The sequence below is a fragment of the Enterobacter asburiae genome, assembly GCA_011754535.1.
Classification (GTDB): domain Bacteria; phylum Pseudomonadota; class Gammaproteobacteria; order Enterobacterales; family Enterobacteriaceae; genus Enterobacter; species Enterobacter cloacae_N.
The window spans coordinates 726,798-753,723 of the sequence record JAAQVN010000001.1; the positions used below are offsets into that span (position 1 = coordinate 726,798).

At 56.0% G+C, this 26,926-nt stretch carries 25 protein-coding genes and 1 other annotated feature; of the genes, 19 read left to right on the forward strand and 6 right to left on the reverse strand.

Features of this window, described 5'->3' with window-relative positions; all coding sequences use genetic code 11:
• Positions 1–68 precede the first annotated feature (68 nt).
• Both sltY and trpR read left to right on the forward strand, forming a co-directional pair.
• On the forward strand, positions 69–2,006 hold the full coding sequence (gene sltY / locus HBM95_03380; GenBank protein ID NIH41981.1) for a murein transglycosylase: 1,938 nt from the start codon (positions 69–71) through the stop codon (positions 2,004–2,006).
• 55 nt (positions 2,007–2,061) lie between these two features.
• On the forward strand, positions 2,062–2,391 hold the full coding sequence (gene trpR, locus HBM95_03385) for a trp operon repressor (GenBank protein ID NIH41982.1): 330 nt from the start codon (positions 2,062–2,064) through the stop codon (positions 2,389–2,391).
• Here the strand turns inward: trpR and yjjX are convergent.
• On the reverse strand, positions 2,382–2,897 hold the full coding sequence (gene yjjX, locus HBM95_03390) for a non-canonical purine NTP phosphatase (protein NIH41983.1): 516 nt from the start codon (positions 2,895–2,897) through the stop codon (positions 2,382–2,384). The genes trpR and yjjX overlap by 10 nt on opposite strands.
• A gap of 49 nt (positions 2,898–2,946) precedes the next feature.
• On the opposite strand from yjjX, the gene gpmB reads away from it, so the two are divergent.
• A complete protein-coding gene (gpmB, locus tag HBM95_03395) occupies positions 2,947–3,594 on the forward strand; it encodes a 2,3-diphosphoglycerate-dependent phosphoglycerate mutase GpmB (protein ID NIH41984.1) in 648 nt (215 codons plus the stop codon).
• On the opposite strand, the gene robA is transcribed toward gpmB, so the two are convergent.
• Positions 3,591–4,460 carry an MDR efflux pump AcrAB transcriptional activator RobA gene (gene robA, locus HBM95_03400; protein NIH41985.1) on the reverse strand — a complete coding sequence of 290 codons (870 nt, stop codon included), beginning with the start codon at positions 4,458–4,460 and terminating at the stop codon, positions 3,591–3,593. The genes gpmB and robA overlap by 4 nt on opposite strands.
• Before the next feature lie 211 nt (positions 4,461–4,671).
• Between robA and creA the strand changes: the two genes are divergently transcribed.
• The 4 genes from creA to creD are packed head-to-tail and all read left to right on the forward strand — an operon-like array spanning position 4,672 to position 8,679.
• Positions 4,672–5,142 carry a protein CreA gene (gene creA / locus HBM95_03405; GenBank protein NIH41986.1) on the forward strand — a complete coding sequence of 157 codons (471 nt, stop codon included), beginning with the start codon at positions 4,672–4,674 and terminating at the stop codon, positions 5,140–5,142.
• A 14-nt stretch (positions 5,143–5,156) separates the two neighbouring features.
• Positions 5,157–5,846 (forward strand): two-component system response regulator CreB, encoded by a 690-nt coding sequence (gene creB, locus HBM95_03410; GenBank protein ID NIH41987.1) that lies wholly within the window; start codon positions 5,157–5,159, stop codon positions 5,844–5,846.
• Complete coding sequence (gene creC, locus HBM95_03415; protein NIH41988.1) at positions 5,846–7,270, forward strand: two-component system sensor histidine kinase CreC; 1,425 nt, start codon at positions 5,846–5,848, stop codon at positions 7,268–7,270. Before creB ends, creC begins: the two co-directional genes overlap by 1 nt.
• Positions 7,271–7,326: 56 nt before the next feature.
• A complete protein-coding gene (creD, locus tag HBM95_03420) occupies positions 7,327–8,679 on the forward strand; it encodes a cell envelope integrity protein CreD (GenBank protein NIH41989.1) in 1,353 nt (450 codons plus the stop codon).
• A 46-nt stretch (positions 8,680–8,725) separates the two neighbouring features.
• Here the strand turns inward: creD and arcA are convergent, their stop codons facing one another.
• Positions 8,726–9,442, reverse strand: coding sequence for a two-component system response regulator ArcA (arcA, locus tag HBM95_03425; GenBank protein NIH41990.1), 717 nt, complete (start codon positions 9,440–9,442; stop codon positions 8,726–8,728).
• 95 nt (positions 9,443–9,537) lie between these two features.
• Here arcA and HBM95_03430 point away from each other — a divergent pair, with 95 nt between their 5' ends.
• From HBM95_03430 to thrC, 6 genes are all read left to right on the forward strand, one after another.
• A complete protein-coding gene (locus tag HBM95_03430) occupies positions 9,538–9,678 on the forward strand; it encodes a hypothetical protein (protein ID NIH41991.1) in 141 nt (46 codons plus the stop codon).
• Between the two features lie 399 nt (positions 9,679–10,077).
• Positions 10,078–10,764 carry a tRNA/rRNA methyltransferase gene (locus HBM95_03435; GenBank protein ID NIH41992.1) on the forward strand — a complete coding sequence of 229 codons (687 nt, stop codon included), beginning with the start codon at positions 10,078–10,080 and terminating at the stop codon, positions 10,762–10,764.
• Positions 10,765–10,975: 211 nt separating this feature from the next.
• Positions 10,976–11,044, forward strand: a complete 69-nt coding sequence (gene thrL / locus HBM95_03440; GenBank protein ID NIH41993.1) for a thr operon leader peptide — start codon at positions 10,976–10,978, stop codon at positions 11,042–11,044.
• Positions 10,983–11,100, forward strand: a sequence feature (Thr leader region). (Overlaps the previous gene by 62 nt.)
• 24 nt (positions 11,101–11,124) lie before the next feature.
• Positions 11,125–13,587: a bifunctional aspartate kinase/homoserine dehydrogenase I gene (gene thrA / locus HBM95_03445; GenBank protein NIH41994.1), complete on the forward strand. Its 2,463-nt coding sequence runs from the start codon at positions 11,125–11,127 to the stop codon at positions 13,585–13,587.
• A 1-nt stretch (position 13,588) separates the two neighbouring features.
• On the forward strand, positions 13,589–14,518 hold the full coding sequence (gene thrB, locus HBM95_03450; GenBank protein NIH41995.1) for a homoserine kinase: 930 nt from the start codon (positions 13,589–13,591) through the stop codon (positions 14,516–14,518).
• A gap of 3 nt (positions 14,519–14,521) precedes the next feature.
• Entirely contained in the window at positions 14,522–15,808 is a 1,287-nt protein-coding gene (gene thrC / locus HBM95_03455) for a threonine synthase (protein ID NIH41996.1), read from the forward strand.
• 116 nt (positions 15,809–15,924) lie between these two features.
• Here thrC and yaaA read toward each other — a convergent pair whose 3' ends face one another.
• Positions 15,925–16,698, reverse strand: a complete 774-nt coding sequence (gene yaaA / locus HBM95_03460; protein NIH41997.1) for a peroxide stress protein YaaA — start codon at positions 16,696–16,698, stop codon at positions 15,925–15,927.
• A 66-nt stretch (positions 16,699–16,764) separates the two neighbouring features.
• Entirely contained in the window at positions 16,765–18,195 is a 1,431-nt protein-coding gene (locus HBM95_03465; GenBank protein NIH41998.1) for a sodium:alanine symporter family protein, read from the reverse strand.
• 262 nt (positions 18,196–18,457) lie between these two features.
• On the opposite strand from HBM95_03465, the gene tal reads away from it, so the two are divergent.
• From tal to HBM95_03480, 3 genes are all read left to right on the forward strand, one after another.
• Positions 18,458–19,411 carry a transaldolase gene (gene tal, locus HBM95_03470; protein NIH41999.1) on the forward strand — a complete coding sequence of 318 codons (954 nt, stop codon included), beginning with the start codon at positions 18,458–18,460 and terminating at the stop codon, positions 19,409–19,411.
• A 110-nt stretch (positions 19,412–19,521) separates the two neighbouring features.
• Positions 19,522–20,109: a molybdopterin adenylyltransferase gene (gene mog / locus HBM95_03475; protein NIH42000.1), complete on the forward strand. Its 588-nt coding sequence runs from the start codon at positions 19,522–19,524 to the stop codon at positions 20,107–20,109.
• A 122-nt stretch (positions 20,110–20,231) separates the two neighbouring features.
• Positions 20,232–21,554: an MHS family MFS transporter gene (locus HBM95_03480; GenBank protein NIH42001.1), complete on the forward strand. Its 1,323-nt coding sequence runs from the start codon at positions 20,232–20,234 to the stop codon at positions 21,552–21,554.
• On the opposite strand, the gene satP is transcribed toward HBM95_03480, so the two are convergent.
• Positions 21,531–22,097 carry an acetate uptake transporter gene (gene satP, locus HBM95_03485; protein ID NIH42002.1) on the reverse strand — a complete coding sequence of 189 codons (567 nt, stop codon included), beginning with the start codon at positions 22,095–22,097 and terminating at the stop codon, positions 21,531–21,533. The two genes, HBM95_03480 and satP, sit on opposite strands and share 24 nt — an antisense overlap.
• Positions 22,098–22,393: 296 nt before the next feature.
• On the opposite strand from satP, the gene dnaK reads away from it, so the two are divergent.
• The 3 genes from dnaK to nhaA all read left to right on the forward strand — a co-directional run bounded on the left by dnaK (position 22,394) and on the right by nhaA (position 26,888).
• Positions 22,394–24,307 (forward strand): molecular chaperone DnaK, encoded by a 1,914-nt coding sequence (gene dnaK / locus HBM95_03490; protein ID NIH42003.1) that lies wholly within the window; start codon positions 22,394–22,396, stop codon positions 24,305–24,307.
• Positions 24,308–24,394: 87 nt separating this feature from the next.
• Entirely contained in the window at positions 24,395–25,540 is a 1,146-nt protein-coding gene (dnaJ, locus tag HBM95_03495) for a molecular chaperone DnaJ (protein NIH42004.1), read from the forward strand.
• Positions 25,541–25,712: 172 nt separating this feature from the next.
• Entirely contained in the window at positions 25,713–26,888 is a 1,176-nt protein-coding gene (gene nhaA, locus HBM95_03500; GenBank protein ID NIH42005.1) for a Na+/H+ antiporter NhaA, read from the forward strand.
• The last annotated feature ends 38 nt before the right edge of the window (positions 26,889–26,926 follow it).

The window sequence follows — 26,926 nt, forward strand, 5'->3', positions numbered from 1 at the left end:
GCATAAGTTGTTGTGACTTTGACGTGGCAAGACGCTGCAATTGACGAAAAAACAATGAGGAAGAGCTTGTGGAAAAAGCCAAACGGGTGGTCTGGCGTCTGCTGGCTGCCAGCGTATGCGTAATGGCGGTAAGCCAGGCGGTGCATGCAGATTCACTGGATGAACAACGTAACCGCTACGCCCAGATTAAACAGGCGTGGGACAACAAGCAGATGGATACCGTGCAGGCGCTGATGCCGACGCTCAAGGATTATCCGCTGTATCCGTATCTGGAGTATCGCCAGATTACCGACGATCTGATGAACCAGCCGACCGTCACCGTGAATAATTTCATTAAGGCGAACCCGACCCTGCCGCCTGCCCGAAATCTCCAGTCTCGTTTTGTGAATGAGCTGGCGCGTCGTGAAGACTGGCGCGGCCTGCTGGCGTTTAGCCCTGACAAGCCGAATACCACCGAAGCGCAGTGTAATTACTACTATGCGAAATGGGCGACCGGACAGCAGGAAGAGGCATGGGCCGGGGCGAAAGATCTGTGGTTGACCGGCAAAAGCCAGCCGAACGCCTGTGATTCCCTGTTTGGCGCATGGCGCGCGTCCGGCAAGCAGGACCCGCTGGCCTACCTTGAGCGCATCCGCCTGGCGATGAAAGCGGGCAACACGCGTCTGGTGACCGCGCTGGCAGGGCAGATGCCGTCCGATTACCAGACTATCTCCTCGGCGGTTATCGCGCTGGCAAACGATCCGAACAGCGTGCTGACCTTTGCCCGCAGCACGGGCTCGACCGATTTTACCCGCCAAATGGCGGCGGTGGCTTTTGCCAGCGTGGCGCGCGACGATGTCGAAAACGCGCGGCTGATGATCCCGCAGCTGGTGCAGGCGCAGCAGCTGAATGAAGATCAAACCCAGGAGCTGCGCGACATCGTGGCGTGGCGACTGATGGGCACGGATGTGACTGACGATCAGGCGCGCTGGCGAGACGATGCCATTATGCGTTCTAACTCCACGTCGCTGGTGGAACGCCGCGTGCGCATGGCGCTGGGTACCGGCGACCGCCGTGGCCTCAACACCTGGCTCGCGCGTTTGCCGATGGATGCCAAAGAGAAAGACGAATGGCGCTACTGGCAGGCGGATCTGCTGCTGGAGCGTGGTCGTGAAGGCGAAGCCAAAGATATTCTTCACTCGCTGATGCAGCAGCGTGGGTTCTACCCGATGGCGGCCGCCCAGCGTCTGGGCGAAGAGTACACGCTCAGGATCGACAAAGCGCCCGCTAATGCGAACCCGTCGCTGACGCAGGGACCAGAGATGGCGCGCGTTCGCGAGCTGATGTACTGGAACATGGATAACACCGCGCGCAGCGAGTGGGCCAACCTGGTGACCAGCCGCACCACGGATGAAAAAGCGCAGCTTGCCCGCTATGCGTTTGATAATCACTGGTGGGATCTGAGCGTGCAGGCGACGATCGCCGGTAAGCTGTGGGATCATCTCGAAGAGCGTTTCCCGCTGGCGTATAAAGATCTGTTTGACCGCTACACCAGCGGCAAAGATATCCCGCAAAGCTACGCCATGGCGATTGCTCGTCAGGAGAGCGCCTGGAACCCGAAAGTCCGTTCCCCGGTGGGCGCCAGCGGTCTGATGCAGATTATGCCGGGCACGGCAACGCACACGGTGAAGATGTTTAATATCCCTGGGTACAGCAGCCCGTCACAGCTGTTGGATCCGGATACCAACATCAACATCGGCACCAGCTACCTGCAGTACGTGTATCAGCAGTTCGGCAATAACCGTATCTTCGCGTCGGCGGCGTATAACGCCGGCCCGGGTCGCGTGCGCACCTGGCTTGGCAATAGCGCCGGACGCATCGACGCCGTGGCGTTTGTCGAGAGCATCCCGTTCTCGGAAACGCGCGGCTACGTGAAGAACGTGCTGGCCTATGACGCCTACTATCGCTACTTCATGGGGCAGAAAGATACCCTGATGAGCGATGCTGAGTGGCAGAGACGTTACTGATCGGCATGGGTTGTGTTATGCTGTACTCGCTAATGAGTACAAGAGGCAGCATAACATGACCCAGCATTCCCCATATTCCTCGGCGATGGCCGAACAGCGTCACCAGGAGTGGCTTCGTTTTGTGGAGCTGCTTCGCCAGTCTTACGAGCAGGATTTGCACCTACCCCTCATGCAACTGATGCTCACGCCGGACGAGCGTGAGGCGCTGGGCACGCGCGTGCGCATCATTGAAGAGCTATTGCGCGGTGAGATGAGCCAGCGCGAGCTGAAAAACGAGCTGGGCGCGGGCATCGCGACCATCACCCGTGGATCGAACAGCCTGAAGTCTGCGCCGGTCGAGCTGCGTCAGTGGCTTGAGTCAGTCTTATTGGGCGATCAACGATAAATGGCGTTATGAAACGGGCTTAACGCCAGGATCACCGCCTGATGGTAAACCCCTGAACGCGTGAGCTTACCCGCCGTAAAGACGCCAATTGCCCCTTCTTTACGGCCAATCTCATCAATGCCGGTGTAGTGCGACATTACCGGCCCGAGCGCTTCACCTGCGCGGACTTTTTCCAGAATGATCTCCGGCAGCGGCAGGGTGGCCGAGCGTGCTTCGCCGCGCTGCTCGCGGCTTTCAATCACCACCCAGCTAAAGGTTGCGCCTTCGTCGATGCCTGCTTCTATGGCGACCCAGAAGTCAGCTTTCGGGGCCGCGGCTTTTGCATTTGCCACGCGATTTCGTGCGCCAGCGCGCGTTTCATCGCTGCCAAACGGCTGTTCAGGTACGCCACTCTCGACGCCGATGGCCTCAATATGGCAGGATCCTTCGCCGAAAATCTCTTCAAAAGCCTTTAGAATTGCCTGAATTTTGGCAGGATTGGTGGTAGCAGAGACAACATGGTGCATAATTAAGCTCGATTCAAAAAAACTCATCGCAGTATAACGGAAAAAAAGCATGTTACAGGTATACCTTGTTCGCCACGGTGAAACGCAGTGGAACGCCGAGCGACGTATTCAAGGCCAGTCAGACAGTCCTCTCACCGAGAAGGGTGTGCAGCAAGCGTGGCAGGTGGCGGAACGCGCCAGAACGCTGGGCATTACCCACGTTATTACCAGCGATTTAGGTCGCACACAGCAGACGGCGCGCATCATTGCAGACGCCTGCGGCTGCGATGTGATGCTTGAGCCGCGCCTGCGCGAGCTGGATATGGGCGTGCTGGAAAAGCGCCATATCGATACGCTGACGGAAACGGAAGAGGGCTGGCGTCGCACACTGGTGAACGGTACCGAAGATGGCCGTATTCCTGAGGGCGAATCCATGCAGGAGCTGAGCGTGCGTATGCATGCGGCACTGGCGGAATGCCTCAAACTTCCGGCAGGCAGCCGTCCGCTGCTGGTGAGTCACGGTATCGCCCTGGGCTGTCTGGTGAGCACCATTCTGGGATTGCCGGCTTATGCCGAGCGCCGTTTGCGTCTGCGCAACTGCTCCATTTCCCGGATTGATTACCAGGAAAGCGCGTGGCTGGCGTCGGGCTGGGTGGTGGAGATGGCAGGGGACATTTCGCATCTCGATGCCCCTGCGCTTGACGAACTGCAGCGTTAACGACGGATCGGAATCAAGAATTCCATACGCAGATTGATTGGGCCTTCTTCCGGTTTGGCATCCTGCGCCGGGTAGTAGCGCTCAATATCCTGACCTTTACGGCGATTCAGATTCAGCATTGGCATGCAGGTTCCGTAAACGGTCAGGATAAACTCCTGGACGCCCGTTCCTAAACCCTCGTATGAGAACATCACATACTCGCCGCCTTCCAGTACGACAGGTTTAGAGCCCTGAATGTAGCCGTTGGCCATGTCAGGGGTGAGGGCGGTGGTGTAAAACACCTCCTGCTCGTCGTCTTTTTCCTGGCTTGGATGCGTTTCGTTGAGGCCATACAGGATCGGCGGAATGGCCGGCGCATGGCTCAGAAAATCGCGCCAGAACTGGACGCGCATCTGATGACGGAACTCAGAAATCTGCTCCAGAGAGCAGGAATAGCTCTGGGTCGTACCGATCAGATGGGTTTCCGGCAGAGTGACCATTTCGTATTTCGGCATTGCGAACTCGCCCAGACGCAGCGGCGGACGCATACCAAACGAGCTCCAGTCAGGCGAGCGGCGATAGAGCGCTGGCGTCAACGAGAACTGTTTTTTAAAGGCGCGGGTGAAGGTCTGCTGCGAATCAAAACGGTACTGCAAAGCAATATCCAGAATGGGCCGCGCCGTCAGGCGCAACGCTACAGCAGATTTCGATAAACGACGTGCGCGAATATAGGCCCCGATAGCATGACCGGTGACATCCTTGAACATCCTTTGCAGATGCCACTTGGAATAGCCCGCTTTAGCCGCCACATTATCCAGTGACAAAGGCTGGTCGAGATGACCTTCCAGCCAGGTGAGCAGGTCGCGAATAATTCCAGCCTGATCCATATACTATCCTCATCCTTAAAACAGCAGGTGCCTGATAACAGGTTAGCGGATAATAGCATTTTTTGATGTTTTAGCATTCAGTGTTTTTTTTGCGCATTAATGCCTTTTCTCCTTCGTTTTGGGTGAATATATTCTAATCCTGTGATCTTGCTACATTTTTGACTAACGTGTTGAATAATTGCTCAGTGCAATTTTAAAGAATGGTAACAATATGAAATACAAGACTTTGCTTCTTACTGCCCTGTTGCTGGTAGCGGGCCGTGCGGCGCAGGCGGAACAGATTGGTTCTGTCGATACCGTGTTCAAAATGTTCGGTCCGGACCACAAAATTGTGGTGGAGGCGTTTGACGATCCGGACGTGAAAAACGTCACCTGCTACGTTAGCCGCGCGAAGACGGGCGGTATTAAAGGCGGTCTGGGGCTGGCGGAAGACACTTCCGATGCGGCGATCTCCTGTCAGCAGGTGGGGCCGGTTGAGCTGAGCGATAAAATCAAAAACGGCAAAGCGCAGGGCGATGTAGTATTCCAGAAACGGACCTCGCTGGTGTTTAAAAAGCTACAGGTGGTGCGTTTCTATGATGCCAAACGCAACACCCTGGCCTACCTGGCGTATTCCGACAAAGTCGTGGAAGGCTCACCGAAAAACGCGATCAGCGCGGTGCCGATTATGCCGTGGCATTAATGCAGGGATGAACCATGCAACAACCTGTGGTCTGGCTGGTTGAAGACGAAACCAGTATCGCCGATACGCTTATCTACATGCTTCAGCAGGAAGGGTTTGCGGTAAAGGCGTTTGAACGGGGGCTACCGGTGCTGGAGGCGGCGCGGCGGCAGGTTCCGGCGCTCGCCATTCTGGACGTCGGGCTGCCGGACATCAGCGGTTTCGAGCTCTGCCGCCAGCTTCTTGCGCAGCATCCATCACTGCCCGTGCTGTTTCTGACGGCACGCAGTGACGAAGTGGATAAACTCCTCGGCCTGGAAATGGGCGCAGACGACTACGTCGCCAAACCTTTCTCCCCGCGCGAAGTATGTGCCCGGGTAAGGACCATTTTACGGCGGATGCAAAAATCCGCCGCGCCAGCAGAGACGGTGCGTATCGGGCAGTTTGAGCTGAACGAACCTGCAGCCCGAATCAGCTGGTGCGGTGAAGCATTGCCCCTGACCCGCTACGAATTCTTGCTGCTCAAAACCCTGTTACAGGCGCCCGGACGAGTATTTTCTCGCCAGCAACTCATGGACAAGGTATGGGGTGAAGACGGGGACAGTTTCGATCGTACCGTGGATACCCACATCAAAACCCTGCGCGCCAAGCTGCGGGCGGTGAACGAGGAACTTTCACCCATCAGCACCCATCGCGGTATGGGCTATAGTCTGGGCCTTTATTGATGCGCATTGGGATGCGGTTGTTGCTGGGATATTTCCTCATCGTGGCCATCGCCGCGTGGTTTGTGCTGTCGATCTTTGTTCAGGAAGTGAAGCCCGGTGTGCGCAGGGCAACCGAGGGTACGTTGATCGATACCGCGACCTTGCTCGCCGAAGTCGGGCGTGAGGATCTTCTTTCGGGCAATGCGCAGCAGGGCAAACTGGCGCAGGCCTTTTCCCAGCTCCATCAGCGGCCTTTCCGCGCCAATATCGGCGGCATTCATAAGGTGCGCAACGAGTATCACGTCTATATGACCGATGCGCAGGGTAGAGTGGTTTTTGATTCCGCCGGTCTGGCCGTGGGGCAGGATTACTCTCGCTGGAACGACGTCTGGCTGACGCTTCGCGGCGAATACGGCGCGCGCAGTACTCAGATCAATCCCGAGGATCCGGAGAGTACGGTGATGTATGTTGCAGCGCCGGTTGTGGAGCAGGGCAAAATCATCGGCGTGCTGTCGGTAGGGAAACCTAACAGCGCGATGGCACCGGTTATCCATCGCAGCGAGCGGCGAATTCTGTGGGCAGGCGGGGCGCTGCTCGGCATTGCTTTGCTGATCGGTCTTTTTGTCGCCTGGTGGATCAACCGTTCCATCAGTACGTTATCGCGCTACGCCGACTCGGTGACCACCGACACGCCTCTCCCGCTGCCCAATCCAGGTAGTAGCGAACTGCACAAGCTGGCCCAGGCGCTGGAAAATATGCGCATTCGCCTCGAAGGGAAAAACTATATTGAACGCTATGTCCATGCGCTCACCCACGAGCTGAAAAGCCCGATCGCCGCCATACGCGGCGCGGCGGAAATACTCGCCGAGCAGCCGCCGCCGCAGGTGGCTGCTCGTTTCATCGATAATATTCTGGTACAAAACGCGCGAATGCAGTCGCTGGTTGAAAAACTGCTCGCTCAGGCTCGGCTTGAAAATCGGGTCGAGATTACGCCCGAGGCCGTCCGGGTCGACTCGCTGTTTACCCGGCTTGCCGACGCGCGATCGGCGCAGCTGGCAACAAAAGAGATTGCGCTGACCCTCCAGCCTGCTTCGCTTTATGTTGAAGGCGATCCCGACCTGCTCGAACAGGCGCTCGGCAATTTGCTGGATAACGCTATCGATTTTACGCCGCAGGGCGGATCCATAGAACTGGCGGCCCGGGAAGAGCGCGGGCAGATACAGCTGATCGTCACCGACAGCGGAAGCGGGATCCCGGATTACGCGCAGGATCGTATTTTTGAACGCTTCTATTCCCTGCCGCGGGAGAACGGGGTTAAGAGCAGCGGGCTTGGGCTGGCCTTTGTCCGGGAGGTGGCTCGTCTGCATCAGGGAGACATTACATTGCGCAATCGTGATGAAGGTGGCGTGATGGCCACGCTGACACTTCACCGTCCCTTCACATAACTTCAAATTGCCCCCACACAGCCTGGTTACGCTCTCCTCATCACAAAGGAGACGTAATGATGAAATCCCCCCTGTTCTGGAAAGTAAGCACCCTGCTGGGGTGCATTCTGCTGCTGTTAGTTCCGCTGTTTATGGTGAGTAACCTCATTTCAGAGCGTGAAAGCTACCGTAACGATGTCGAAAATACGCTTCGCCAGAGTACCAGTGGACCGCAAAAACTGGTCGGCCCGCTGATTGCTATCCCGGTGACGGAGATCTTCTACAAGTTAGAGGATGAGAAGAACGTCGAATACAAGAAAAGCTATATGCGCTTTATCCTGCCGGAGTCTCTGCTGGTTGAGGGTAACCAGCACGTTGAGTCCCGAAATATCGGTATTTATGACGGGCAGATCTGGAACACTAAACTCAACATAAAAGCACGGTTCAACACCGAAAAAATCACGCAGCTGAAAGGGGAGGCGATGACCCTGGGGCAGCCGTTTATCGTTGTTGGCGTGGGCGACGCTCGCGGTATTGGCACGGTGAACGTCTCCAGTATCAACGGTGAGACGCTGGGCGTAGAGCCGGGTTCAGGCGTGTATGGGGGGCTTTCCGGGATTCATATCCCGCTGACGGACAAAGCGCTGGAGCCAAAAACGTTTGTCATGGAGATGTCGCTGAATCTGGCAGGGACGGGAAGTTTTGCCGTGGTGCCTGTGGGACGTAACAGTGAAATGGCGCTAAACAGCAACTGGCCACATCCAGGCTTTATGGGTAACTATCTGCCGGTGAAGCACAAAATTGGTGATTCCGGTTTTCAGGCGAACTGGCAGAGCAGCTGGTTTGCGAACAACCTTGAGAGCTGGTTCAACGGCAGTGAATCTCCGGCGTGGGAGTCGATCCCCGCTTTCAGCGTCACGGTAGCCACGCCCGCCGATCAGTATCAACTGACTGACCGGGCGATCAAGTACGCTATTTTACTGATTGCTCTGACGTTTATGGCCTTCTTTGTTTTCGAAACTCTGACCGGGCTGCGCCTGCACCCGATGCAGTATCTGCTGGTGGGGCTGTCGCTGGTGCTGTTCTATCTGGTGCTGCTGGCGCTGTCAGAACACGTCGGCTTTACGCCAGCCTGGGTTGTTGCAAGTCTGGTTGGTGCGGCGATGAACGGGATGTACCTGCGGGCTGTGCTGAAAAGCTGGAAGCGTAGCGGGCTGTTCGTGCTGGCCCTGCTGGGGCTGGACGTGGTGATGTGGTTCTTGCTGCGCTCGGAGGATAGCGCGCTGCTGTTGGGGTCAGCGGTGCTGGCGCTGGCACTGTTCGCCGTGATGTACCTGACCCGACATCTCGACTGGTATTCACTTTCACAGCCGAAGCGGTCTGAGCCAGCTGCATCGCCGGATGACGATACGATGCGGATCTGGAAATAAAAAAAACGGCGCAAATGCGCCGTTTTTTCATGGGTTAACTGCCGGATTACTCCTGCAGGTCTCCGCAGAAGCGGTACCCTTCGCCGTGGATCGTGGCGATAATTTCCGGCGTATCAGGCGTAGATTCGAAATGTTTACGAATACGACGGATGGTCACGTCTACGGTACGGTCATGAGGCTTCAGCTCACGGCCGGTCATTTTCTTCAGCAGCTCTGCACGGGACTGAATTTTGCCCGGGTTTTCGCAGAAGTGCAGCATCGCGCGGAATTCACTGCGCGGCAGTTTATACTGCTCACCGTTCGGGCTAATCAGCGAACGGCTATTGATATCAAGTTCCCAGCCGTTGAATTTGTAGCTGTCGACGCTACGGCGCTCTTCGCTGACCGTGCCCAGGTTCATGGTGCGGGACAGCAGGTTGCGTGCACGAATGGTTAACTCGCGAGGATTGAACGGCTTGGTGATGTAGTCATCCGCACCGATTTCCAGGCCAAGGATCTTATCAACTTCGTTGTCACGGCCCGTCAGGAACATTAACGCGACGTTCGCCTGCTCGCGCAGTTCGCGCGCCAGAAGAAGACCGTTTTTGCCCGGCAGGTTGATATCCATGATCACCAGGTTGATATCATTTTCAGAAAGGATCTGATGCATCTCTGCGCCATCGGTCGCTTCAAAGACATCGTAGCCTTCTGCTTCGAAAATGCTCTTTAACGTGTTGCGTGTTACCAACTCGTCTTCAACGATAAGAATGTGCGGGGTCTGCATGTTTGCTACCTAAATTGCCAACTAAATCGAAACAGGAAGTACAAAAGTCCCTGACCTGCCTGATGCATGTCGCAAATTAACATGATCGGCTTAACGTGACTAAAGTACGTAATTGCGTTCTTGATGCACTTTCCATCAACGTCAACAACATCATTAGCTTGGTCTTGGGTACTTTCCCTTTGGACCCGACAGTGTCAAAAACGGCTGTCATCCTAACCATTTTAACAGCAACATAACAGGCTAAGTGACACCAGACACCCAATAAAACTACGCTTCGTTGACATATATCAAGTTCAATTGTAGCACGTTAACAGTTTGATGAAATCATCGTAGCCGAATGCTAGCCTTTGTCACAATTTTTCAATAAACCAACTAGTTGCGGAGATTGATTTATAAACGAAGCGAATCCAATCAGAATAGGGTATTCATGTTGCCATTATCATTATAAAACATAGGGATAATAGGCTCCTGTTAACATTCTAACTGATTGTTCAGACACAAAATAGTTTAGCGTCTTTAATTTATTATGAAACGCTATTTCGGTGATTTGTGTTGCAAATTTGTAAATTTGCGCTGCGTAATATGTTGAAGTGCATCACATTTTTACCCGCTAACTGATTAAAAAGAGAGCATAAATGCATCTGTCGATTGTACTGGTCGCTCCAGCCAGAGCCGAAAATATAGGCGCTGCGGCGCGCGCCATGAAGACCATGGGTTTTACCGATTTACGTATTGTGGACAGCACTGCGCACCTGGAGCCTGCCGCCCGCTGGGTGGCACACGGTTCGGGTGATATTCTCGATAATATAAAGACTTACGCTACGCTTGCCGACGCGCTGCACGATATTTCGTTTACCGTTGCGACCACCGCACGCAGCCGGGCGAAGTTCCACTACTACGTCACGCCTGCTGAACTGGTACCCATGCTGGAGGAGAAAAGCCAGTGGCTGGAGAAAGCCGCGCTGGTATTTGGTCGCGAAGATTCCGGGCTCACCAACGAAGAGCTTGAGCTGGCGGACGTTCTCACCGGTGCGCCGATGGTAGCCGATTATCCTTCCCTGAATTTAGGCCAGGCGGTCATGGTCTATTGCTATCAATTAGCCTCCCTAATGCAAATCCCCCAACCTCAGGCAGAAGCGGCAAATGAAAATCAGCTGGCCGCGCTTCGTGCTCGCGTGGAGAATCTGCTATCGAGCCTTGGCGTTGCGGACGATCAAAAAATGGCCGACTGGCTACAGCAGCGCCTTGGACGTCTTGAGCAGCGGGATACCGCCATGTTGCATCGTTTGCTGCACGATATTGAAAAAAAATTGGCCGAGTAAAATGCTGCCATAAGTTTTTAGTATGGCGAAAAGATCTGTCGTGGAGGGTTGCAGTTGGGGGATTCGGATGAAAATAAAACGGCGCGCAGCGTGACGTGAACGTCTGCGGAATTGTGATCAAATTAAAAATTCATTGACTTAAGGTGCCCGATCCTTTAACCCTAAAAGAATACAGCACAGACAGATAATAATGACAGAGTACACAACATCCATGAAACGCATCAGCATCACCACCATTACCACAACCATCATCATTACCACAGGTAACGATGCGGGCTGACGCGTACAGGAAAAACAGAAAAAAGCCCGCACCTGAACAGTGCGGGCTTTTTTTTCGGCTAAAGGAAACGAGGTAGAACCATGCGAGTGTTGAAGTTCGGCGGTACATCAGTGGCAAATGCAGAACGCTTTCTGCGTGTTGCCGATATCCTGGAGAGCAACGCCAGGCAGGGGCAGGTTGCGACCGTCCTCTCTGCCCCGGCAAAAATCACAAACCATCTGGTGGCGATGATTGAAAAGACCATCGGTGGCCAGGATGCACTCCCGAACATCAGCGACGCAGAGCGTATCTTCGCTGAGCTGCTGCAGGGGCTGGCAGAGGCACAGCATGGTTTCCCGCTCGCGCAGCTGAAGTCTTTCGTTGAGCAGGAGTTTGCTCAGATCAAACATGTGCTGCACGGCATCAGCCTGCTGGGCCAATGCCCGGACAGCGTCAACGCGGCGCTGATCTGCCGGGGCGAAAAACTCTCCATCGCCATCATGGCGGGCGTGCTGGAAGCGCGCGGCCATAGCGTGACCGTTATCAACCCGGTTGAGAAACTGCTGGCGGTGGGTCACTACCTCGAATCTACCGTTGATATTGCCGAATCAACCCGCCGTATCGCCGCGAGCAAAATCCCCGCTGACCACATGATCCTGATGGCAGGCTTCACTGCCGGAAATGAGAAGGGTGAACTGGTGGTGCTGGGCCGCAATGGCTCCGACTACTCTGCCGCCGTGCTGGCCGCCTGTTTACGCGCGGACTGTTGTGAGATCTGGACTGACGTCGACGGCGTCTATACCTGCGACCCGCGCCAGGTGCCGGACGCCAGGCTGCTGAAGTCGATGTCGTATCAGGAAGCGATGGAGCTTTCTTACTTCGGCGCCAAAGTGCTTCACCCGCGTACCATCTCCCCGATTGCCCAGTTCCAGATCCCTTGCCTGATTAAAAACACCGGTAACCCACAGGCGCCAGGCACGCTGATTGGTGCCAGCAGCGATGAAGATGGCCTGCCGGTGAAAGGTATTTCCAACCTGAACAATATGGCGATGTTCAGCGTCTCCGGTCCCGGGATGAAGGGGATGGTCGGCATGGCGGCGCGCGTTTTTGCGGCCATGTCACGCAACGGTATCTCGGTGGTGCTGATCACCCAGTCCTCTTCCGAGTACAGCATCAGCTTCTGCGTGCCGCAGGTCGACTGTCTGCGCGCCCGCCGCGCGCTGGAAGAAGAGTTCTACCTGGAGTTAAAAGAGGAACTGCTGGAGCCGCTCTCCATTCAGGAGCGCCTGGCCGTGATCTCTGTGGTCGGTGACGGTATGCGCACTCTGCGCGGTATCTCCGCCAAATTCTTTGCCGCGCTGGCGCGGGCCAATATCAATATCGTGGCGATTGCTCAGGGCTCGTCCGAGCGTTCAATTTCCGTTGTTGTGGATAACGACGATGCGACCACCGGCGTTCGCGTGGTGCACCAGATGCTGTTCAACACCGATCAGGTGATCGAGCTGTTCCTGATTGGCGTAGGAGGCGTCGGTGGCGCATTGCTGGAGCAGGTGAAGCGCCAGCAGGAGTGGCTTAAGAAAAAACATATCGACCTGCGCGTCTGCGGTATCGCTAACTCCAGAGCGCTGCTGACCAACGTCCACGGTCTTAACCTGGAAAACTGGCAGGCGGAGCTGGAGGAGGCGAAAGAGCCGTTCAACCTGGGGCGCCTGATCCGTCTGGTGAAAGAGTATCACCTGCTTAACCCGGTGATCGTTGACTGTACCTCAAACCAGGCTGTGGCCGACCAGTACGCCGACTTCCTGCGCGAAGGCTTCCACGTGGTGACGCCGAACAAAAAGGCCAACACCTCGTCGATGGATTACTATCACCAGATGCGTCTGGCGGCGAGCAAGTCGCGCCGCAAGTTCCTGTACGACACTAACGTCGGTGCCGGCCTGCCGGTTATCGAAAATCTGCAAAACCTGCTGAACGCGGGCGACGAACTGCAGCGTTTCTCCGGCATTCTCTCCGGCTCCCTGTCGTTTATTTTCGGCAAGCTGGATGAGGGCATGAGTCTCTCGGAAGCCACCCGTGCCGCGCGCGAGCTGGGCTATACCGAGCCGGACCCGCGTGACGATCTCTCCGGTATGGACGTGGCGCGTAAGCTGCTGATCCTGGTGCGTGAAACGGGGCGCGAGCTTGAGCTTTCCGATATCGTGATTGAACCCGTGTTGCCAGCCGAGTTTGACAGCAGCGGCGATGCCAGCACCTTTATGGCGAATTTGCCCCAGCTTGACGACGCTTTTGCCGCGCGAGTGGCGAAAGCCCGTGATGAAGGTAAGGTATTGCGCTATGTTGGCAACATTGAAGAAGATGGCGTGTGCCGGGTGAAGATTGCCGAAGTGGATGGCAACGACCCGCTGTACAAAGTTAAAAACGGCGAAAACGCCCTCGCGTTTTACAGCCACTATTATCAGCCATTGCCGCTGGTGCTTCGCGGCTATGGCGCAGGGAACGATGTTACGGCGGCGGGTGTGTTTGCCGATCTGCTGCGTACCCTGTCATGGAAGTTAGGAGTTTAACATGGTCAAAGTTTATGCCCCGGCTTCCAGCGCCAATATGAGCGTCGGATTTGACGTGCTGGGTGCGGCGGTGACGCCGGTAGATGGTTCGCTGCTGGGCGATACGGTCACGGTTGAAGCGGCAGAGAGCTTCAGCTTGAATAACGTGGGCCGCTTTGCCAGCAAGCTGCCGTCTGAGCCGCGCGAGAATATCGTCTATCAGTGCTGGGAACGCTTCTGTCAGGAGATCGGCAAAAATGTGCCGGTCGCCATGACGCTGGAAAAAAGTATGCCGATTGGCTCGGGCCTGGGCTCCAGCGCCTGTTCGGTGGTTGCCGCACTGGTGGCGATGAACGAGCACTGCGGTAAGCCGCTGAATAACAGCCGTCTGCTGGGGCTGATGGGCGAGCTCGAAGGACGCATCTCCGGCAGTATTCATTACGATAACGTGGCGCCGTGCTTCCTCGGCGGCATGCAGCTGATGATCGAAGAAAATGGCATCATCAGCCAGCAGGTGCCAGGGTTTGATGAGTGGCTATGGGTGCTGGCGTATCCGGGCATTAAGGTCTCTACCGCGGAAGCGCGTGCGATCCTGCCTGCGCAGTATCGTCGTCAGGACTGCATCGCCCACGGGCGTCATCTGGCGGGCTTTATCCACGCCTGCTACACCCGTCAGCCGCAGCTGGCGGCGAAGCTAATGAAGGACGTCATTGCCGAGCCGTACCGCACGAAGCTGCTGCCCGGCTTTAACGAGGCGCGACAGGCTTCAATGGATATCGGCGCGCAGGCGTGCGGCATCTCCGGCTCTGGCCCGACGCTGTTCGCCCTGTGCGATAAGCCAGACACCGCGCAGCGCGTGGCGGACTGGCTCTCTAAACACTACCTGCAAAATCAGGAAGGCTTTGTTCATATTTGCCGTCTGGACACGGCTGGCGCACGAGTACTGGGATAATTAATGAAACTCTACAACCTTAAAGATCATAACGAGCAGGTCAGCTTCGCGCAGGCGGTGACTCAGGGGCTGGGCAAAAACCAGGGGCTGTTTTTCCCGCATGACCTGCCGGAATTTCAGCTGACCGAGATTGATGAACTGCTGAAGCAGGATTTTGTCACCCGCAGCACCAAAATTCTTTCTGCGTTTATCGGCGACGAAATCCCGCAGGAGCTGCTGGAAGAGCGCGTGCGCGCGGCGTTTGCTTTCCCGGCTCCGGTTAAGCAGGTGGAGCCTGACGTTGGCTGTCTGGAGCTGTTCCACGGCCCGACCCTGGCGTTTAAAGATTTCGGCGGCCGCTTTATGGCGCAGATGCTGACCCACATCAGCGGCGACAAACCGGTGACCATCCTGACCGCCACCTCCGGCGATACCGGCGCGGCGGTGGCGCACGCGTTCTATGGCCTGAAAAACGTCCGCGTGGTGATCCTCTATCCAAAAGGCAAGATCAGCCCGCTGCAGGAAAAACTGTTCTGCACCCTCGGCGGCAACATTGAAACCGTGGCGATCGACGGCGATTTCGATGCCTGCCAGGCGCTGGTCAAGCAGGCGTTCGATGATGAAGAGCTGAAGGCCGCGCTGGGGCTGAACTCGGCGAACTCCATCAATATCAGCCGTCTGCTGGCGCAGATCTGCTACTACTTCGAAGCGGTGGCGCAGCTGCCGCAGGAAGCGCGCAATCAGCTGGTAGTTTCCGTACCAAGCGGTAACTTTGGTGACCTGACGGCGGGCCTGCTGGCGAAATCTCTGGGGCTGCCGGTCAAACGCTTTATCGCTGCTACCAACGCCAACGACACCGTGCCGCGCTTCCTGAAAGACGGCAAATGGGCTCCTAACGCCACGCAGGCCACGCTTTCCAATGCCATGGACGTGTCACAGCCGAACAACTGGCCGCGCGTGGAAGAGCTGTTCCGCCGTAAGATCTGGCGTCTGGGTGACCTGGGCTACGCCGCGGTGACGGACGAAACCACCAAAGCCACCATGCGCGAGCTGAAGGCGGTGGGGTACACCTCTGAGCCGCACGCGGCAATTGCCTACCGCGCGCTTCGCGACCAGCTTAACCCGGGTGAATATGGCCTGTTCCTGGGCACCGCGCATCCGGCGAAGTTCAAAGAGAGCGTGGAAGCGATCCTGGGCGAAACGCTGCCGCTGCCGAAAGAGCTGGCCGAGCGTGCTGACCTGCCGCTGCTGTCTCATGAGCTGCCGGCGGACTTTGCGGCGCTGCGTAAGTTGATGATGACGCGCGCGTGATTGTGTTGCCCGGTGGCGGCTACGCCTTACCGGGCCTGCAACGACCGCGACCACCGTCCGGGACCGGACTGGAAACACCATTAACGCAAAACCCCGCCAGCAGGCGGGGTTGTGTTTTACTGCTCGTGACGCTTAAACACCAGTTCGCCTTTCCCCGACGCCTCTTCGTCAAAGAAATACCCTTCACTGTTAAACCCGGTCAGCTGCTCCGGCTTCGTCAGGCGGTTCTGAATGATGTAGCGGCTCATCAGGCCACGCGCTTTTTTGGCGTAGAAGCTGATGACCTTGAACTTGCCGTTCTTCTCATCAAGGAAGACCGGCTTAACGATCTCCGCGTTCAGCTTTTTCGGTTTCACCGACTTGTAGTACTCATCGGATGCCAGGTTAACCACCACGTTATCGCCCTGAGCGTGCAGCGCCGCGTTCAGCTTGTCGGTGATGATGTCTCCCCAGAAATGGTACAGGTCTTTGCCTTTGGCGTTTTCCAGGCGAATCCCCATCTCCAGACGATATGGCTGCATCAGATCCAGCGGGCGCAGCACGCCATACAGACCCGACAGCATGCGCAGATGCTGCTGGGCAAAATCAAAGTCGGCTTCGCTAAAATCTTCCGCCTGCAGGCCGGTGTAGACATCGCCCTTAAACGCCAGGAGCGCCTGGCGCGCGTTGGCGGGGGTGAAATCCGGGTGCCACTCATGGAATCGGGTCGCGTTAAGGTCTGCCAGCTTGTCGCTGATGCTCATCAGCGAGGCGATTTGCGGCGCCGAGAGCTTACGCGCTTCGCGGATCAGCTGTTGCGAGTAGTCCAGCAGTTCTGGCTGGGTATAACGCTCGGTGGCGAGCGGGCTCTGGTAGTCGAGCGTTTTTGCAGGTGAAATCAGAATCAGCATATCCAGTCCTTGCAGGAAATTTAGAGCGACTTTAACAAAAAATCGCCCTGAATTGATCGATAGCTGTTATCGCCGGGGCAAATCATCCCAGGTGCCGGGGGCGAGTTGTGACTGAATTTCGGGATAGCGTGCGGCATCAAAAACCGGGGGGACGCCCAACTTGCGCTGGCGCAGATAATCCCTGGCAATAAGGTTCACAACGGGCGAGAGCAGCAGGATCGCCGTCAGGTTAGTGATTGCCATTAGCGCCATAATGACATCAGCCAACTGCCAGACCAGCGGCATATTCAGAAGGGAGCCCGCGATCACCATCAGTATCACGCCCAGGCGAAGCAAGAGGATGGCCGGACGAGAGTCGAATTTCAGGAAGATGAGGTTGTTTTCGGCGTACAGGTAATTCACCACAATCGAGCTGAAGGCGAATAGCATCAGAATGAGCGAGACAAATCCTGCCCCCCAGCCTCCGGTAAGATTCACCAGCGCCTGCTGGAGAAATTGGATCCCGACGGCGTCCGAGGTATGGGGTACCGGGCCGGCCAGCAGGAGGATCATGGCGCTGGCGGAACAGATAATAACGGTATCCATAAAAACGCCTATCATCTGCACGATACCCTGTGCTGCCGGGTGTGGCGGCCAGGAAGAGGCGGCCGCGGCGGCGTTGGGAGTGGAGCCCATTCCGGCTTCATTGGAGAACATACCTCGCTGAAAACCTGCCATCAGCGCCTGGCTCAGGGTGTAACCCAGGGCGCCAGACGCGACCTCGCGCCAGCCAAAGGCGCTTTTAAAGATGGTCGCAATCACGCCCGGAACCTGGTCGGCATGCAGCGCAGCGACGACCAGACTCGCGGCAACCCAGAGCAGCGCCATGATGGGAACCAGCCACTGCATCAGACGGGCGACGCCTTTGATGCCGGCAGAAATGGTGAGCAACACAAAGAGGGCTAAAACGATGCCGGTGATCCACTCCGGGCAGGAGAAGGTATAGCGCAGGGCATGGGCGACGGAGTTTGACTGCACGGTATTAAAGATTAGGCCGTACGCGAGAAGTAAAAAAAGCGAGAACAGAACGCCCATCCATCGCATTCCTAAGCCACGCGCCATATACCAGGCCGGACCGCCGCGAAACTGCCCGTTTCTGTCTTTCTCTTTGTAAAGCTGCGCCAGTGAGCTTTCGGCAAAAGAGGTAGCCATTCCGAGAAGCGCCGTGACCCACATCCAGAACACCGCGCCTGGCCCACCGGCGCTGATGGCCAGCGCAACGCCCGCCAGATTACCGCTGCCAAGGCGTGCCGCCAGGCTGGTACAGAGCACCTGGAACGACGTTAATCCCCCCGGCTGGGGCGTGACGCTGTTTTTCAGACTTCTGCCAAACTTGCGGATATAACGAAACTGGATAAACCCACTGCGTAGCGTAAACCAGATACCTGCTCCCAGAAGCAGGTAGATCATTATCGAACCCCAGAGGACTTCGTTAATAAAGAAAAAGAAATCAGGCATTAACGTCCCTCTTGTTGATGCCAATGTGAATATGTAAGCGCTACCACTGATTGGGCATGCTGTTGCTTAGCAGCCTGTTAATATTCTGAGTTTATCATACTCTGCCTAAGCGCACTGTCTGCGGTTGCGCTACCCCTCCGTCGTGTTATCATCAGGGCAGACCGGTTACATCCCCCTAACAAGTAAACCTGTCATTTTTCCGCTGCAGGCATGCTGTCGGTAGCGTGAATTATCCAGGGCACGTTAAAAGAGAAACACTATCATGACGGATAAATTGACCTCCCTTCGTCAGTTCACCACTGTCGTAGCTGACACCGGAGATATCGCGGCAATGAAGCTGTACCAGCCGCAGGATGCCACAACTAACCCTTCTCTGATCCTTAACGCCGCACAGATCCCTGAGTATCGCAAACTGATTGACGAGGCTGTGACCTGGGCGAAAGCACAGAGCAATGACCGCGCGCAGCAGGTTGTGGATGCTACTGATAAACTGGCAGTGAACATCGGTCTGGAAATTCTGAAGCTGGTTCCGGGCCGTATCTCTACCGAAGTGGATGCACGTCTCTCCTACGACACCGAAGCGTCAATCGCGAAAGCAAAACGCCTGATCAAACTGTACAACGATGCGGGTATCAGCAATGACCGTATCCTGATCAAACTGGCGTCGACCTGGCAGGGCATTCGCGCTGCTGAGCAGCTGGAAAAAGAAGGCATCAACTGTAACCTGACCCTGCTGTTCTCCTTCGCACAGGCACGTGCGTGTGCGGAAGCAGGCGTGTACCTGATTTCTCCGTTCGTGGGCCGTATTCTGGACTGGTACAAAGCCAACACCGATAAGAAAGAGTACGCACCGGCTGAAGATCCAGGCGTGATTTCTGTGACTGAAATCTACGAATACTACAAACAGCATGGCTATGAGACTGTGGTTATGGGCGCAAGCTTCCGTAACGTCGGTGAAATCATCGAGCTGGCTGGCTGTGACCGCCTGACCATCGCGCCTGCGCTGCTGAAAGAGCTGGCAGAGAGCGAAGGTACCCTGGAGCGTAAACTGTCCTACACCGGTGAAGTGAAAGCACGCCCAGAGCGCATCACTGAATCTGAGTTCCTGTGGCAGCACAACCAGGATCCAATGGCCGTAGACAAACTGGCGGACGGTATCCGTAAGTTTGCTGTTGACCAGGAAAAACTGGAAAAAATGATCGGCGACCTGCTGTAATCATTCTGCGTGACCGGGCTCCCGGTCACGCGTCTTCTTCTGATCCCTGTCTGAATTTTCCCTCTGCGTGTATCATTCCCTTTAATCAGTACTTTTTGAATGGAATGGATATGAATACCTTACGCATCGGCTTAGTGTCGATTTCTGACCGCGCCTCCAGCGGCGTTTACCAGGATAAAGGCATCCCCGCTCTGGAAGCGTGGCTGGCGAGTGCGCTGACCACCCCGTTTGAGATCCAGACTCGCCTTATCCCCGACGAACAACCGATCATCGAGCAGACCTTGTGTGAGCTGGTGGATGAGATGAGCTGTCACCTTGTGCTGACCACGGGCGGAACCGGCCCCGCGCGCCGGGATGTGACGCCAGACGCGACGCTGGCTATCGCCGATCGTGAAATGCCGGGCTTCGGTGAACAGATGCGCCAGATCAGTCTACACTTTGTCCCGACGGCGATCCTTTCCCGGCAGGTGGGGGTGATCCGCAAGCAGGCGCTGATTCTGAACCTGCCGGGACAGCCGAAGTCGATCAAAGAGACGCTGGAAGGATTAAAAGCCGAGGACGGCAGCGTCATTGTGCACGGCATATTTGCAAGTGTACCGTATTGTATACAGTTGCTTGACGGGCCGTACGTGGAAACTGACGACAAAGTGGTAGCAGCATTTCGTCCTAAAAGCGCACGCCGCGAGACAATCTCCTGAAATTAACTAAAATGTGACATTAGCGCCAGCCGCAGTAGCGTGTAAATGGATTTACGATATAGTAATTTTTTCTTTACGATTACTGTAAAAAATTATCCACAACACATGCACAATGGTTCGCTATGTCACATAACACCCGACCTCTGAATCGACAGGACTACAAAACCCTCACGCTCGCCGCCTTAGGCGGCGCGCTGGAGTTTTACGACTTCATCATCTTTGTTTTCTTCGCCGCCGTGGTGGGGGCGCTCTTCTTCCCGGCGGATATTCCGGAATGGCTGCGTCAGGTACAAACCTTCGGCATTTTTGCTGCCGGGTATCTGGCGCGTCCGCTGGGCGGCATCATCATGGCCCACTTTGGCGATCTTGTCGGGCGTAAGAAGATGTTTACCCTGAGCATCCTGCTGATGGCGGTGCCGACGCTGGCCATTGGCCTGCTGCCAACTTATGCCTCAATGGGCATTCTCGCCCCACTATTGCTGCTGCTAATGCGCATTCTCCAGGGCGCGGCTATCGGCGGGGAAGTGCCGGGGGCCTGGGTGTTTGTGGCGGAGCACGTTCCTGCCCGCCGCATCGGTATCGCCTGCGGAACGTTAACGGCGGGGCTGACCGTCGGGATCCTGCTGGGGTCGGTGGTGGCGACGATAGTCAACACCAGCATGACGCAGCAGGCCGTGCACGACTGGGGCTGGCGTATTCCGTTCCTGCTGGGTGGGGCGTTTGGCCTGGTGGCAATGTACCTGCGCCGCTGGCTGCAGGAGACGCCTATTTTCCTCGAAATGCAGCAGCGCAAGGCGCTGGCGCAGGAGCTGCCGGTCAAAGCCGTCGTGGTGCGTCATAAAAAAGCGGTGGTGGTGTCGATGCTGCTCACCTGGCTGCTGTCGGCGGGCATTGTGGTGGTGATTTTGATGTCGCCGGTGTGGCTGCAGAAACAGTACGGTTTCGCCCCTGCCGTGACCTTACAGGCGAACAGTATCGCGACAATCATGCTCTGCTTTGGCTGTCTGGCCGCTGGGCTGGCGGCGGATCGTTTCGGTGCCAGCCTGACTTTTATTGTCGGCAGCCTGCTACTGGCCGCGTCGAGCTGGGCGTTCTACCATCTGGCGGGCACTCATCCTGAACAGCTGTTCCTGCTGTACGGTATCGTGGGGCTGTGCGTGGGCGTAGTGGGTGCTGTGCCTTACGTCATGGTGCGCGCCTTCCCGCCGGAGGTTCGCTTCACCGGGATCTCGTTCTCTTATAACGTCGCGTATGCCATTTTCGGCGGGCTGACGCCGATAGTGGTCACGGTGATGATGGGGGTGTCGCCGATGGCGCCTGCCTGGTATGTACTCGCGCTCTCGCTGATGGGGCTGGGATTAGGCGTTTGGCTTCGTCAGGCGGGAGAGTATCGTGCCCGCGAGGCGGGCACGACAGAGGGATCAGTGTTTTTCACCAATCGGTAGAATGGTGCGGTCAAACTGTTCGTTCAGCACTTCACCCATTGCCAGGTAAATAGCGCTTGCGCCGCACACCAGGCCAATCCAGCCTGCTACGTGAACGATGCCTTCGTTATCCGCCAGGTGGCCAATCGCCAGCAGGGCGAACAGCACGGTCAGGCTCAGGAAGACGAACTGCAGTGCGCGGTTGCCTTTCAGGGTGCCGAAGAACATGAACAGGGTGAAGACGCCCCACAGGCCCAGGTAGACGCCCAGGAAGTGGGCGTTTGCCGCGTCTGCCAGGCCCATTTTAGGCATCATCAGGATGGCGACCAGGGTCAGCCAGAACGAGCCGTAAGAGGTGAAGGCGGTTAAGCCGAAGGTGTTGCCTTTCTTATATTCCAGCAGGCCCGCGAAGATTTGCGCGATACCGCCGTAAAAAATGCCCATCGCCAGGATAATGCCGTCCATCGGGAACATCCCGATGTTGTGCAGGTTCAGCAGAATGGTGGTCATGCCAAAACCCATCAGGCCCAGCGGAGCCGGATTAGCCAACTTAGTGTTGCCCATAAGTCCTCAAAAAAATCATCATTAATATGGTGAAATGGTTAAACCCGCGTCAATTCTCCCTGACGGGGCGCGGCATCATAATGGGCGGCATCGACGCCGTCTATGATCTCATCAGGGTGAAATTAAAATTTTTTTTATCGTTCCCCCTTGATGGATGCCGTCGCGACCCCATCTTGTAGTCAACCGCAGTGTGTGGACCTGAAAAAAATCAAATCTGGGTAGTTGAAAAAGCACGTTCTGCCCTTATTACAGGTACACAACCACATGTTGACTGAATTTTTAGTGGAGACGTTTAGATGGGTAAAATTATTGGTATCGACCTGGGTACTACCAACTCTTGTGTAGCGATTATGGACGGCACTACTGCACGCGTGCTGGAGAACGCCGAGGGCGATCGCACCACGCCTTCTATCATTGCTTATACCCAGGATGGTGAAACTCTGGTTGGTCAGCCGGCTAAACGTCAGGCAGTGACAAACCCGCAAAACACCCTGTTTGCGATCAAACGCCTGATTGGCCGCCGCTTCCAGGACGAAGAAGTTCAGCGTGACGTTTCTATCATGCCTTACAAAATCATCGCGGCAGATAACGGCGATGCGTGGCTTGATGTGAAAGGCACCAAAACGGCACCACCGCAGATTTCTGCTGAAGTGCTGAAAAAAATGAAGAAAACCGCTGAAGATTATCTGGGTGAGCCGGTAACTGAAGCTGTTATTACCGTTCCTGCTTACTTCAACGATGCGCAGCGTCAGGCAACTAAAGATGCTGGCCGTATCGCAGGTCTGGAAGTAAAACGTATCATCAACGAACCAACCGCGGCTGCGCTGGCTTACGGTCTGGATAAAGAAGTCGGCAACCGTACTATCGCGGTTTACGACCTGGGTGGTGGTACCTTCGATATCTCTATTATCGAAATCGACGAAGTTGACGGCGAAAAAACCTTCGAAGTTCTGGCAACCAACGGTGATACCCACCTGGGTGGTGAAGACTTCGATACCCGTCTGATCAACTACCTCGTTGACGAGTTCAAGAAAGATCAGGGCATTGACCTGCGTAACGATCCGCTGGCAATGCAGCGCCTGAAAGAAGCCGCTGAGAAAGCGAAGATCGAACTGTCTTCCGCTCAGCAGACTGACGTGAACCTGCCGTACATCACTGCAGACGCGACCGGTCCTAAACACATGAACATCAAAGTGACCCGTGCGAAACTGGAAAGCCTGGTAGAAGACCTGGTGAACCGTTCTATCGAGCCGCTGAAAGTTGCACTGCAGGATGCTGGCCTGTCTGTATCTGATATCCAGGACGTTATCCTGGTGGGCGGTCAGACTCGTATGCCAATGGTTCAGAAGAAAGTGGCTGAATTCTTTGGTAAAGAGCCACGTAAAGACGTGAACCCGGACGAAGCAGTTGCTATCGGTGCTGCGGTTCAGGGCGGCGTTCTGACCGGTGAAGTGAAAGATGTACTGCTGCTGGACGTTACCCCGCTGTCTCTGGGTATCGAAACCATGGGCGGTGTGATGACTGCGCTCATCAACAAAAACACCACCATCCCAACCAAGCACAGCCAGGTGTTCTCTACCGCTGAAGACAACCAGTCTGCGGTAACCATCCATGTGCTGCAGGGTGAGCGTAAGCGTGCGTCTGATAACAAATCTCTGGGTCAGTTCAACCTGGATGGTATTAACCCGGCACCGCGCGGCATGCCGCAGATCGAAGTCACCTTCGATATCGATGCTGACGGTATCCTGCACGTGTCTGCGAAAGATAAAAACAGCGGTAAAGAGCAGAAGATCACCATCAAGGCATCTTCTGGCCTGAACGAAGCGGAAATCGAAAAAATGGTTCGTGATGCCGAAGCTAACGCGGAATCCGACCGTAAGTTCGAAGAGCTGGTTCAGACCCGTAACCAGGGTGACCATCTGCTGCACAGCACCCGTAAGCAGGTTGAAGAAGCGGGCGATAAACTGCCAGCGGAAGATAAAACTGCTATCGAAGCTGCACTGAGCGCGCTGGAAACGTCTCTGAAAGGCGAAGACAAAGCGGATATCGAAGCGAAGATGCAGGAGCTGGCACAGGCTTCCCAGAAGCTGATGGAAATCGCTCAGCAGCAGCACGCACAGCAGCAGGCGGGCGCTGACGCTTCTGCGAACAACGCGAAAGACGACGACGTTGTCGACGCTGAGTTCGAAGAAGTTAAAGACAAAAAATAATCGCCCTGATGCAGGGTAATTAATCGGCACGGGCGTAGGAGAACTCTCCACGCCCGTGCTCGCATGTTAAGGGGCTTAAAAAAACCAATGGCAAAGCAAGACTATTACGAGATTTTAGGCGTTCCGAAAACTGCGGAAGAGCGTGAAATCAAAAAGGCGTATAAGCGCCTGGCCATGAAATTCCACCCGGACCGTAACCAGGGTGACAAAGAGGCTGAAGCAAAATTTAAAGAGATCAAAGAAGCCTACGAAGTCCTGACCGATGCACAAAAACGTGCGGCCTATGACCAGTACGGCCACGCAGCCTTTGAACAGGGCGGCATGGGCGGCGGTGGATTCGGTGGTGGCGGCTTTGGCGGCGGTGCGGATTTCAGCGACATCTTTGGCGATGTGTTCGGCGATATCTTTGGCGGCGGTCGTGGTCGTCAGCGCGCGGCGCGCGGCGCAGACCTGCGCTACAACATGGATCTCACTCTTGAAGAGGCCGTTCGTGGCGTCACGAAAGAGATCCGTATTCCGACGCTGGAAGAGTGTGATGTTTGCCACGGCAGCGGCGCGAAGGCGGGTACCCAGCCACAGACTTGTCCAACCTGTCACGGCTCCGGCCAGGTACAGATGCGTCAGGGCTTCTTCGCGGTACAGCAGGCCTGTCCGCACTGTCACGGTCGCGGTACGCTGATTAAAGATCCGTGCACCAAGTGTCACGGCCACGGTCGCGTTGAGAAAACCAAGACCCTGTCCGTTAAGATCCCGGCTGGCGTTGATACGGGCGACCGCATCCGTCTGGCGGGTGAAGGCGAAGCAGGCGAGCACGGCGCGCCGGCAGGCGATCTGTACGTTCAGGTACAGGTGAAACAGCACGCCATCTTCGAGCGTGAAGGCAACAACCTGTACTGTGAAGTGCCGATCAACTTCGCGATGGCGGCTCTCGGCGGTGAAATCGAAGTGCCGACGCTGGACGGTCGCGTCAATCTGAAAATCCCTGGCGAAACCCAGACCGGCAAGCTGTTCCGCATGCGCGGCAAAGGCGTGAAATCCGTTCGCGGTGGTGCTCAGGGCGACCTGCTGTGCCGCGTCGTCGTGGAAACGCCGGTTGGCCTGAACGACAAGCAGAAACAGCTGTTGAAAGAGCTTCAGGAGAGCTTTGGCGGCCCAACGGGTGAGAAAAACAGCCCGCGCTCCAAAAGCTTCTTTGATGGCGTCAAAAAATTCTTCGATGATTTGACCCGCTAGTTCGTTAGCTGGTGTTCATCTTCAAAAAGCCCGGAAGCGATTCCGGGCTTTTTTATTTGCCGATATTGATCGGTAAAACTGAGTCTATACTCAATATTAATCTGTTTTTGCCGAGCTATTTGGCTTGGTATTATGGTTTTATCGAGGTATTGTTGTAAAAGAGAGAACATAAATGAAATTACTACACCGTTTCTTTAGCAGTGAGGCGTCCGGTGGTGTGATCCTGATTATTGCCGCGGCGGCCGCGATGGGGCTGGCTAACCTGGGCATGACCCGCGATCTCTATCACGCATTTCTGGAAACTCCCGTCGAGCTGAAGGTCGGGGCGCTGGAAATTAACAAGAACATGCTGCTGTGGATCAACGATGCGCTGATGGCGGTGTTCTTCCTGTTGGTAGGACTGGAAGTTAAGCGCGAGCTGGTGCTCGGCTCGCTCGCCAGCCGCCAGCGCGCGGCGTTTCCGGTGATCGCTGCCATTGGCGGGATGGTCGTTCCGGCGCTGCTCTTTCTCGCATTTACCTGGCAGGATCCTGTCGCGCGTGACGGCTGGGCTATCCCGGCCGCAACGGATATCGCCTTTGCGCTCGGTGTCTTAGCCCTGCTCGGTAGCCGCGTTCCGGTTGCGCTGAAAATCTTCCTGATGGCGCTGGCGATTATTGATGACCTGGGCGCCATTGTGATTATCGCGCTGTTCTACACCAGCGATCTGTCGATCCTGTCCCTGAGCGTGGCCGCCGGGGCGATTGCAGTGCTGGCGCTGCTGAACATCTTCAATGTTCGCCGCATCGGTATCTATATTCTGGTGGGGATGGTGCTGTGGACGGCGGTGCTGAAATCCGGCGTGCACGCCACGCTGGCAGGCGTGATTGTCGGCTTCTTCGTGCCGCTTAAGCCGCAGGACGGAAAGTCTCCCGCTAAACAGCTGGAACACGTACTACATCCGTGGGTCGCCTTTATGATCCTGCCGCTGTTTGCGTTTGCCAACGCGGGCGTTTCCCTGCAGGGCGTTACGCTGGACGGGCTGACGTCTGTCCTGCCGCTGGGCATTATTGCCGGGCTGTTTATCGGTAAGCCGCTGGGGATCAGCCTCTTCTGCTGGCTGGCGCTGAAGATGAAGCTGGCGTCGTTGCCGAACGGTACAAGCTTTGGTCAGATTATGGCCGTCGGCGTGCTGTGCGGCATTGGATTTACCATGTCGATCTTTATCTCGACGCTGGCGTTTGGCGCAAACGCGCCTGAGCTCATCGTCTGGGCGAAGCTCGGCATTCTCATCGGGTCATTACTGGCCGCAGTGATTGGGTATACCTTGTTGAAGGTGAAGTTGTCCGGACAGGCCGTCCAGGCATAGCGGAACACCGGGAGGAGGCGATCCTTCTCCCGATACAC